Source organism: Mycobacterium sp. (assembly GCF_032162105.1).
GTDB lineage: Bacteria > Actinomycetota > Actinomycetes > Mycobacteriales > Mycobacteriaceae > Mycobacterium.
The window spans coordinates 1-9,378 of the sequence record NZ_JAVRPS010000207.1; the positions used below are offsets into that span (position 1 = coordinate 1).

Sequence of the window (9,378 nt, forward strand, 5' to 3'; positions counted from 1 at the left end):
GGCGAACTGTTCCGTACCGCCGAAGACTCGCTCGACCATCCGCAGACCGCTCACGAGGGCCGCGCCGCCACCGTGGGCGATCCCGAACTCGGGCCGGTGCGGCAGCCGTCGACGCTCATTCATGCCGACGGCAAGCCCCTGAGCGAACTGCGGCCCGCCCCGCGACTCGGCGAGCACAACGGCGTGGTCACCTTTGGACAGGCCGCTGTCGTCGATTCGCCGGCGCGGGAGGCGGACCGCGATGACCCGCCGCTGAAGGGTGTGACGGTCCTGGAGTTCGGCACCATGTTCGCCGGGCCGTACGGTGCGACGCTGCTGGCCGATCTGGGCGCTCGCGTGATCAAGGTCGAGCCACTGGAGGGCGACAACATCCGCAACCTGGTCGCCTTTCCAGAGGCCGGCGGCGCGAAGGTGCTGCAGGGCAAGGAAAGTGTCGCCATCGACTTCACCAAGCCCGAGGGGCTCGACCTGGTCTACGAGCTCGCGAAGCGGTCCGACATCGTGCTGCAGTGCTTCCGTGGGAAGACGGCCGAACGGGCGAAGATCGACGAGGCGTCGCTCAAGGCGGTCAACCCGGAGCTGGCCTTCGTAACGACTTCCGGTTACGGGGTCGACGGTCCCTTTGCGCACCGTGCGGCCTACGCACCGTCGGTCGGTGCGGCGTCAGGTCTGGCTCTCGTCGACAGCCACGACTTGGGCGATCCGCCCACCGACTTGGACGACCTCCACCGCAGGGCGGTCCGACTCCACGCGGGCGGAGCGGTTCCCGCCGTGCAATCCGACGGCATCGCGGCCCACGGCGTCGGCTCGGCGCTGATGGTCGCGTTGTACGCCAAGCGTCACGGAAGGCGGCTGACGAACGTCGTCACCACGATGCTCGGCACCGTGCAGCAGGCGATGATTCCGTACAACGCGAACTATGCGTCGCGACCGGCGAACGTGGCCGCCGACGATCAGTTCTTCGGGATGAACGCGTTGTACCGGATGTATCGCGCTGCCGATGGCTATGTCTTCCTGGCCGCGCCGCTGCCGCGCGAGTGGTCCGCGTTCGCGAAGGCCATGTCGCCCTACGTCGACCTTCATGCCGACGAGCGCTTCGCCGACGCCGACTCCCGCGCTGCGCACGACGACGACCTCATCGCCGCACTGACGCCCGTGTTCGCGACGAAGACCAAGCTCGAATGGGAGCACGAACTGTCCGCGCAGGACGTGGGTTGCGTGGAGGTTGTCGAGGCGAACTCCGAGTTGGTGCTGCAGACCGACCCGTACTTCGAGGCCGGCTACGCCGTGGAAGCGGTCAGTCCGATCTTCGAGGAGCACCGTCGGCTCGCGCCGCTGAGCAGGTTCTCGCGTTCACGGACGAAGGCGGATGCGGGCTGCACGATCGGCCAGCACACCGATGCGGTGCTGCGCGAAATCGGACTCGATGACGACGCGATCGCTCACCTGCGAGCCAACGAAATCGTCGGAGGGAGCTGACGAGTCAGGAGTCGTCGTGTTCGGCCATCAGCGCGCGTGTCTCATAGGACACCGGCGCGGTCAGCATGCCGACCCAGGTGTCCACGTAGTTGTGCAACTGCGCCTCGCTGAGTCCGTGCCCGGAGAGAGCGGCCGCAGCCAGCACGTTGATCAGGCTGACGTAGAGCTGGAACGTTCGGCCGCGCCGGATTCGCTCCGGCAGATCCTGCAGCGCGGCGTCGACCAACTCCTCCAGTTTCTCCTGGGTCCAGTCGTCGTCGACGTGGTCCGGCCAGTAGTCGCTGCGCGCCCGCGGATCCTCCACGAGCCGGGCCAGGAACGGCGCGAACATCTCGCCCGCGGCGATGCTATTGGCCAGCGGCCGCACCAGCAGCCAGATCACGGCCCGGGGATCAGCCTCCTTGCCCTGCGCGCGCATGCTCTCGAGCATTTCCTGGCGGTCGGCCCCGAGTGACGCCTGGCGGTAGGAGATCAGCGCACGGATCAGACCGTCGCGGGAGCCGAAGTGGTAGCGGATCACCGAGGTGTTGGACTGCCCGGCCGCCTGCTGGATCTCCCGCAACGTCACCGCCTCGATGCCGCGCGTGGCGAACAGGCGCTCGGCGACCTCCATCAGCATCACGCGGGTCGACTCACCCGAGGCGTTGCGCCGTCGCGCACCGGCAGATGTTTCAGTGCCCAGCTCCGTCATCGGTCCCTCCCGTCCGGCCCAGTCTTACCGGCGTGCATCGCCTTCGAAAATAGTAATGCATAGATATTAGAAATACTGGACTTCCGACGGGTCGGCTGGCATCATCGGGTGAGCAACCGACCCTTGGAGAACCTATGAGCATGATCTGGACGAACTCGGGCGACTCCCACTTCCTCGAGCCCGACGACCTGTGGCAGTCCCGGTTGCCGAAGGCCCTCGCCGACCTAACCCCGCGCGCGGAAAAGGATCCCGACGGCGAGTACGAGACCGTCTCCGTCGACGGACAGATCTTCCGGCGCAAACTGCCGTCGTCGGCGATGACTGCCTTCATCGAGGAGTCGATGAAGCCGCAGGGCATTCGGGACGCCAAGGCCCGGCTGGGCGACCTGGACAAGGAAGGCGTCTGGGGTGAGGTGATCTTCCCGTCGCTGGGCATGTGGGGATCGACCTTCCGCACTCCCGAACTGTTGAAGGCGTGCATGCGCGCCAGCAACGAGTGGGCGCTCGAGGAGATCTGCGCGGTATCGCCGCGGTACGTGGTGACCGCGCAGGTGTCGACCCTCGTGGTCGAGGACGCCATCGAAGAGTTGCACTGGGCGGCGGACAAGGGTTTCAAGGCGGTCTTCCTGCCGACCACCCCGCATCCCAGCGCGCCCGACTGGCACCGCAAGGAGTGGGAACCGTTCTGGGCGGCCGCCGAGGAGGCCGGCATGGTGATCGCATTCCACATCGGCACCGACCCGGTCGACATGACCGTCGGCGGCGCTGCGGGCGGGGCCGGGCAGGTGTACCGCGGACCGGGCGGTGCGATCATGAACTATGCGGAGACGACGTTCTCCGGCCAGCGCGCGGCGATGAAAATGGTCGCCTCCGGCGCGCTCGACCGCCACCCCGACCTCAAGGTGTTGATCTCCGAAGGTGGTGCGACGTGGGTGCCGTTCCTTGGCGACCGTCTGCTCGAGGGGTACCGCCAGCACCACATGGCGGTTCGGCCCAAGCTGAGCCGCAATCCGAAGGAGATCCTGTTCAGCCAGGTCTACGCGTCCTTCCAGCACGATGAAACGGCGGTCGCGGCCTACGAACACATGGGCTACCGCAACGTGATGTTCGGCAGCGACTACCCGCACATGGAAGGCACCTTCGGGCATACCCAGGACACTCTGAAGGGGCTGTTCGACGGCGTCAGCGACGAAACGCGCCTGCGCATCACGCAGGGCACGTTCTACGAACTGTTCCCCGACGTTCCGCCCATCCCAGTCGAGAAGTTCTGAACGCGTGGCTAATTCGTCTGGTTTGCGCGACGTTGCGATCGTCGGCGTCGGCGCCACGCCCTACTACAAGCGCGGCGGGTCGCTGCCCAAGTCGATCACCGAGTTGGCTGGCGAGGCCATCTTGGCGGCGTGCGAGGACGCGGGACTACCAGTCACCGACGTCGACGGCTTCGCCTACTACTCGGGGGCCAGCGCGGGCTACACCGAGAAGATGGACACCGCTGACTTCGTCGAAACCCTTGGTATTCCGGAGATCCGGTTCACTGCCGCGCTGACGTCCGGTGGGGGCGGCTCGGCGGGGGCGATCGGGCTGGCAAGGGCCGCCATTGTCGCCGGCGACGCATCGGTGGTCGTCACGGTGATGGCGCTGCAACAGGCCAAACAGCGCCTGGGCTCGGTGTTCTCGGCGTTGGACCCCGATCCGATCAACTCGTTCCTGCAGCCATCGGGGCTGTTCGGTCCGGGACATTTGATGTCGGTTATGGCCCGTCGGCACATGCACCTCTACGGAACCCGTCGGGAAGCGTTCGCCGAGATTGCGCTCTCGACGCGGAGCAATGCGGTGAACCGCCCGAAGGCCATGCACCGCCAACCGCTCACGCTGGACGATTACTTCAATGCGCGGATGATCGCAGAACCCTTGTGTCTCTACGACTTCTGCCAGGAGACCGACGGTGCCGTCGCGGTGATCACCACCAGCATGGACCGGGCCAAGGATCTGCGGCAGCCGCCGGTGCCGGTGGTCGCCGCGGCGCACGGTGGTGTGCGCGACTGGGGGAGGGCGTTCGCCTGGATGGGGATGCCCGACGAGTACTTCGCCTCCTCGGGCAACGCACCCATCGCCAAGCGGCTCTACGAACAGGCCGGTATCAGTCCCGCCGACATCGACGTGGCCTTGCTCTACGACCACTTCAGCCCGATGGTGCTCATGCAACTCGAGGACTACGGGTTCTGCGGCAAGGGCGAGGGCGGTGCCTTCGTCGAGAGCGGAGCGATCCGTTACGACGGCGGTTCCATTCCGGTCAACACGCACGGCGGTCAGCTCTCCGAGGCGTACATCATCGGGATGACCCACATCGTGGAGGGAGTCGAGCAGATGCGCGGCACGGCCATCAATCAGGTGAAGGCCGCTGAGTTGGCCTTGGTGACAGGCGGTCCCGCGAGTCTGCCCGTGAGCGGCCTCATCTTGGGGAGGGCGGCATGAATGCCCCCACGGCGACGCTGGCCACTGTTATCCCGGGTGAACACGTTCGGATCGCAGTCAACAAGGACACCGAGCCGTTCTGGACTGCCGCAAAGGAACGTCGATTGGTCGCGCCGCAATGCGCCGACTGTCATACCTTCCGGCTGCCCCCGACGCCGTTCTGTCCGTCGTGCCAGTCCAAGGCCGTCACCTGGGTCGAGCTCAGCGGCCAGGCCACCGTCTACAGCTTCGCCGTCGTGCACGGCTTCCCCGGCATGCCCGACTTACTCCTGGTGCCCGCGGTGCTGGATCTTCCCGACGCTCCAGGTGCCCGACTGGTCTCCAACATCGTGGACATCGCACCTACCGACGTCACGATCGGCATGCCCCTGCGCGTCGACTTCTCCCCGCTTGCCGACGGCTGGCTGCTTCCCGTGTTCCGGGTCGATGATCAGGTGCAGGAGTAGCGCCGATGTCCGATGACAGCGCCCTGCACGAGAAGCCCTTGGAGTTCCTGACCAGCATCGCCAACACCGGCGGTTCGTGTGACGGTCAGGCGGTCTTGCCCGAGAACGGGCACTACCGGTGCACGTGCTCCTGCGGTTCCTGGGACATGGAAGTCGACGATGCGCAGGAAGGCTTGCGACAGGCCCGCATTCACACCAACAGTGCGTTGAACTAGACCTCGAGGAGCAGAACACGTGGGAAAACTCGACGGCAAAGTAGCCTTCATCACCGGAGCAGCCCGCGGCCAAGGTCGCGCTCACGCAGTCCGGTTGGCGGCGGACGGCGCGGACATCGTTGCGCTGGACATCTGCCGCGACATCGACTCCATCGACTATCCGAACGCCAGTCCCGAGGACCTCGACGAGACCGTCAAGCTCGTCGAGAAGGAGGGCAGGCGCATCGTCGCCCGTCAGGCCGACGTGCGCGACGGTGATGCCGTGGAGCAGGTCGTGACCGACGGGCTCGCCGAGTTCGGGCGCCTCGACATCGTCATCGCGAACGCCGGTGTCATCCGATTGGGTGGAGGCGGGGACCGGCGACAGACGTTCCGCGACATCATCGACGTCAACCTCATCGGCGCGTGGAACACGGTGGAGGCCGCCACCCCCGCCCTGATCGACGGCGGCCGTGGCGGGTCGATCGTCATGACGTCATCGAGCGCCGGACTCAAGGCCACGGGCACGGACCGGGCGGGCGGGCAGGCGTACCCAGCCGCGAAGCGTGGCCTGGTCGGGTTGATGCAGGTGCTTGCAAACGAACTGGCGCAGTATTCCATTCGGGTCAATACGATTCACCCGACGGGCGTGGCAACTGGGATGGTGATGAACGACGCCATGGCGGCAATGGTAGAAGCCAACGACCCCGCATTGTCCTCGATGCAGAACGCGCTGCCCATCCAGATCCTGATGCCGGAGGACATCGCGAACGCCGTGGCCTTCCTGGTGTCCGACGAGGCGAAGTTCATCACCGGCATCGCCTGGCCGCTCGACGCCGGGTTCGCGGTCCGTTGACAGTCCTTGGCCGTTCGACCAGTATTGCGCTCGTCAGACGACATAGTTAACCTAGTGCGATGAGTCATCGGTAGCGACAGGCTCCGTTTTCGCTCAGTCGCGGCCACTACGGAAGGACGTCATGAGCGAGAGCCAGCCGACGGCAACATGTCCCGTCAAGGACATCGAGATGAACACGCCGGACTCGGCTGCACTGACCCACTTCCGCCTGCTCGACGAGTGCCAAGAAGAGGCCCGACCGGTCTTCCGCAACCGGGAAGCCGGCGTGGAGTACTGGGTGTTCACAGACAACTCGGTGATCCTGGACGGACTCCAGCACCCGGAGTTGTGGGCCAGCAGCGTGATCGTCCCGACCGACCCGGAGCCGCCGTACAAGTGGATTCCGATCATGATCGACCCGCCCGACCACGCCAAGTGGCGCCAGGTGCTGGCGGAGTACTTCTCACCCGGCCGCGTCAAGGGTCTGCGCGACGCGCAGCAGAAGCTGGCGGCGGAACTCGTCGACCAGCTGGTCGACCAGGGCGGGTGCGATTTCGTGGAACGGTTTTCGCGCGTGTTCCCGTCGACGGTCTTCCTGACGATCATGGGCATGCCCGTCGAGGATCTCGAGAAGTTCCTGGCGTGGGAGGACATGATCCTGCATCAGAGCGGCGTGGGAGAGGAGGTCAATGCCAAGCGGCTCGAAGGCATGACCCACGTGATGGGGTACTTCTCCGAGCTGATTCAACAGCGCCGCGATAACCGCGACCCGGACGCCGACGACATCGTCAGCAAGGCGATCGACTGGACCATCGACGGCGAACCGATCAACGACCTGGAGCTGCTCAACTGCCTCCTGCTGTTGTTCATGGCCGGGCTCGACACGGTGTCCAACCAGCTGTCGTACGCGATGCTGCACCTGGCCACCCACCCGGCCGACCGCGCCAGGATCGTCGCCGAACCCGAGCTCATCCCGAGGGCCGTGGAGGAGATACTTCGCGTCTATCCCATCGTGCAGACGGCACGAAAGGCCACTCAGGACATGGACTTCCACGGGTGTCCAGTCAAGGCGGGCGACATGGCGTCGTTCTCGCTGGCCTTCGCAGGCCGGGACGAAGAGGCCTACCCGGACGCCCGCACGGTCGACCTCGACCGCGGCGTCACCCGCCACCTGTCCTTCGGCGGCGGCCCGCACCGCTGCCTCGGCTCGCACCTGGCCCGCCAGGAAATGGTGGTGGTCCTGGAGGAGTGGCACAAGCGCATTCCGGACTACGAACTCGCCGGGCAGGCCATCGAGCACGGCGGACAGGTGTTCGGCGTGGATTCGCTGAACCTGACGTGGCGCTAACGTGAGCGTGCCGCGCACGCAGGACCGCATGTGGCACGACGTCAGGCTCCCGGCCGAGACCATCGCGCTCCGCGGTGAGGTCCGGCTCGCCGTCGAGAATGCGGTCGCCCCGTATGCCGCCGATATCGGGCAGCGGGAGGAAACCTCGGACAGCTTCCCCTGGCAGGCGTTTCGCGGCCTCGCGGACGCCGGGGTCTTCGCCATTCCGTTCGGCGCGGAATTCGGCCGCGGTTTGGGTTACCCGTTGCTCGGCACGTGCACGGCGACCGAGGAGATCGCCTACCACAGCAGCAGCATGGCCGGCGTCTACGACGGGCAGTGCATCCTGGTGCCGAAGGCGTTGTCGTTCGGCTCGAAGGAGTTGCAGGCGCGCCTCATTCCGGGACTCGTCACCGGCGACCTCGTCTTCGCGTTCGCCACCACCGAACCCGACGCCAGCAGCGACCTGTCCGTCGAAGCGATGCAGACGGTGGCCGATGAGACCGCCGACGGATTCGTGGTGAACGGTCGCAAGCGCTGGATCACCAACAGCCCGGTCGCCGACTGGGCTGCCGTGCTGTGTCGCAGCGGGCGCGGCATGACGATGCTCGCCGTCGACCTGAAACACAGCCCCGGCATCAGAATCGGCACGCCCGACCTGAAGATGGGACACCGCGGTCAACTCACCGCCGACATCGTCTTCACCGACGTCGTCGTCCCACGCGCCAACGTGCTGGGTGAACCGGGCAGTGGACTGTCGGTCGCGCTGGCGACGCTGACGTACGGACGCATCGGCATCGCCGCTGCCGGGGTGGGCGTCGCGCAGGCGGCGCTCGATCTCGCGGTCGAGCGGATGAGGACGCGCCACGTGTTCGGCAAACCCCTTGGTGCGATGCAGCATTGGCAGTACCGGCTGGCCGAGCGGGCCACCGAGCTCGAGTGTGCGCGAAACCTCTATCAGAAGGCCGCGCTTCGGGTCGACAGCGGCGATCGTCACGCCGAGCCCGAGGCGTCGATGGCCAAGACCTTCGCCACCCGGCTGGCCGCGGACATGGCCCGCGACGCGATCCAGGTGTACGGCGGGTATGGGTTCGCCCGTCAGGTCTCCGAAACGGGCGAGACCTTCCGGTTGGAGGAGCTCTACCGGGACGCCAAGATCCTCGAGATCTTCGAAGGCGCAAACGAAGTGCTGCAGTGGGTGATCGCCAGGCAGCTGATCGGACGGGACATTACGGGTTGACGTCCGCGCGAACAACGGAGAACTGCATGGGCAAGACGATCGGATTCCTCGGCGCGGGACAGCTCGGAGAGCCGATGGTCGAGCGGTTGCTCGGTGCAGGCCACGACGTGCTGGTGTATGCCCGACGGGACGACACCCGCCGTCGACTCGAGGCCCACGGCGCCGCCCTGGCAGATTCGGTGGCCGACCTGGCGGCAGGCAGCGACATCCTGATCTCGTGTCTGTTCTCCGATGCGCAGCTGCGCGAAACCGGACTGGGCCCTGACGGATTCGTCGCCAACGCGAAGCCCGGCTCGGTGTTCGTCTCCCACACCACCGGCACCGTGTCCACCCTCGAGGCCCTGCGGGCCGATTCGGCGTCCGGGCCGGTCGTGCTCGACGCCCCGGTGAGCGGAACCGCGGACGACATCGCCGCGGGCACCCTGACCGTGTTGATCGGTGGACCGAGTGACGCGGTCGCCGCCGTGACGCCGGTCTTGACCGCCTACGCCGACCCGGTGGTGGCGACCGGACCGCTCGGCAGTGCGTTGGCGCTCAAGCTGATCAACAACCTGTTGTTCGCGGCGCTCAACTTTTGGCTGCGGCAACGCAACTGGGCGCTCAGTTGGGCGTCGAACCGAGTGTGTTGCTGTCCACGCTGCAGGTGTGCAGCGCGCGGAGCCACGCGGCGGAGCAGGCGCAGCGCATCGGT

9 protein-coding genes and 1 pseudogene are annotated in these 9,378 nt (G+C 66.4%); 9 read left to right on the plus strand and 1 reads right to left on the minus strand.

From position 1 onward, the window contains the following. Positions 1 to 1,479: CaiB/BaiF CoA transferase family protein (locus tag QOC69_RS10465; protein ID WP_526439079.1), on the plus strand; the 1,479-nt coding region annotated here is incomplete at its 5' end. A gap of 4 nt (positions 1,480 to 1,483) precedes the next feature. Here QOC69_RS10465 and QOC69_RS10470 read toward each other — a convergent pair. Continuing rightward, positions 1,484 to 2,170, minus strand: a complete 687-nt coding sequence (locus tag QOC69_RS10470; RefSeq protein WP_526439081.1) for a TetR/AcrR family transcriptional regulator — start codon at positions 2,168 to 2,170, stop codon at positions 1,484 to 1,486. 134 nt (positions 2,171 to 2,304) lie between these two features. Between QOC69_RS10470 and QOC69_RS10475 the strand changes: the two genes are divergently transcribed. The 8 genes and pseudogenes from QOC69_RS10475 to QOC69_RS10510 all read left to right on the plus strand — a co-directional run. After that, on the plus strand, positions 2,305 to 3,441 hold the full coding sequence (locus tag QOC69_RS10475) for an amidohydrolase family protein (RefSeq protein WP_526439083.1): 1,137 nt from the start codon (positions 2,305 to 2,307) through the stop codon (positions 3,439 to 3,441). A 4-nt stretch (positions 3,442 to 3,445) separates the two neighbouring features. After that, positions 3,446 to 4,645, plus strand: a complete 1,200-nt coding sequence (locus tag QOC69_RS10480; protein WP_526439085.1) for a thiolase family protein — start codon at positions 3,446 to 3,448, stop codon at positions 4,643 to 4,645. Beyond that, positions 4,642 to 5,091 (plus strand): Zn-ribbon domain-containing OB-fold protein, encoded by a 450-nt coding sequence (locus QOC69_RS10485; protein ID WP_526439087.1) that lies wholly within the window; start codon positions 4,642 to 4,644, stop codon positions 5,089 to 5,091. The genes QOC69_RS10480 and QOC69_RS10485 overlap by 4 nt, the downstream gene beginning before the upstream one ends. 5 nt (positions 5,092 to 5,096) lie before the next feature. Beyond that, positions 5,097 to 5,306, plus strand: coding sequence for a hypothetical protein (locus QOC69_RS10490; protein WP_526439089.1), 210 nt, complete (start codon positions 5,097 to 5,099; stop codon positions 5,304 to 5,306). A 19-nt stretch (positions 5,307 to 5,325) separates the two neighbouring features. After that, positions 5,326 to 6,141, plus strand: coding sequence for a mycofactocin-coupled SDR family oxidoreductase (locus tag QOC69_RS10495; protein ID WP_526439091.1), 816 nt, complete (start codon positions 5,326 to 5,328; stop codon positions 6,139 to 6,141). A 121-nt stretch (positions 6,142 to 6,262) separates the two neighbouring features. Beyond that, positions 6,263 to 7,468: a cytochrome P450 gene (locus QOC69_RS10500; protein ID WP_526439093.1), complete on the plus strand. Its 1,206-nt coding sequence runs from the start codon at positions 6,263 to 6,265 to the stop codon at positions 7,466 to 7,468. A gap of 1 nt (position 7,469) precedes the next feature. Beyond that, positions 7,470 to 8,687 (plus strand): acyl-CoA dehydrogenase family protein, encoded by a 1,218-nt coding sequence (locus tag QOC69_RS10505; RefSeq protein WP_526439095.1) that lies wholly within the window; start codon positions 7,470 to 7,472, stop codon positions 8,685 to 8,687. Between the two features lie 26 nt (positions 8,688 to 8,713). Continuing rightward, positions 8,714 to 9,378, plus strand: a pseudogene (locus QOC69_RS10510) (NAD(P)-dependent oxidoreductase); the annotation flags it as partial.

Coding starts and splice junctions, on each gene's coding strand:
- QOC69_RS10470 (WP_526439081.1), bottom strand. CDS start 2,170: ATGACGGAGCTGGGCACTGAAACATCTGCCGGTGCGCGACGGCGCAAC.
- QOC69_RS10475 (WP_526439083.1), top strand. CDS start 2,305: ATGAGCATGATCTGGACGAACTCGGGCGACTCCCACTTCCTCGAGCCC.
- QOC69_RS10485 (WP_526439087.1), top strand. CDS start 4,642: ATGAATGCCCCCACGGCGACGCTGGCCACTGTTATCCCGGGTGAACAC.
- QOC69_RS10490 (WP_526439089.1), top strand. CDS start 5,097: ATGTCCGATGACAGCGCCCTGCACGAGAAGCCCTTGGAGTTCCTGACC.
- QOC69_RS10500 (WP_526439093.1), top strand. CDS start 6,263: ATGAGCGAGAGCCAGCCGACGGCAACATGTCCCGTCAAGGACATCGAG.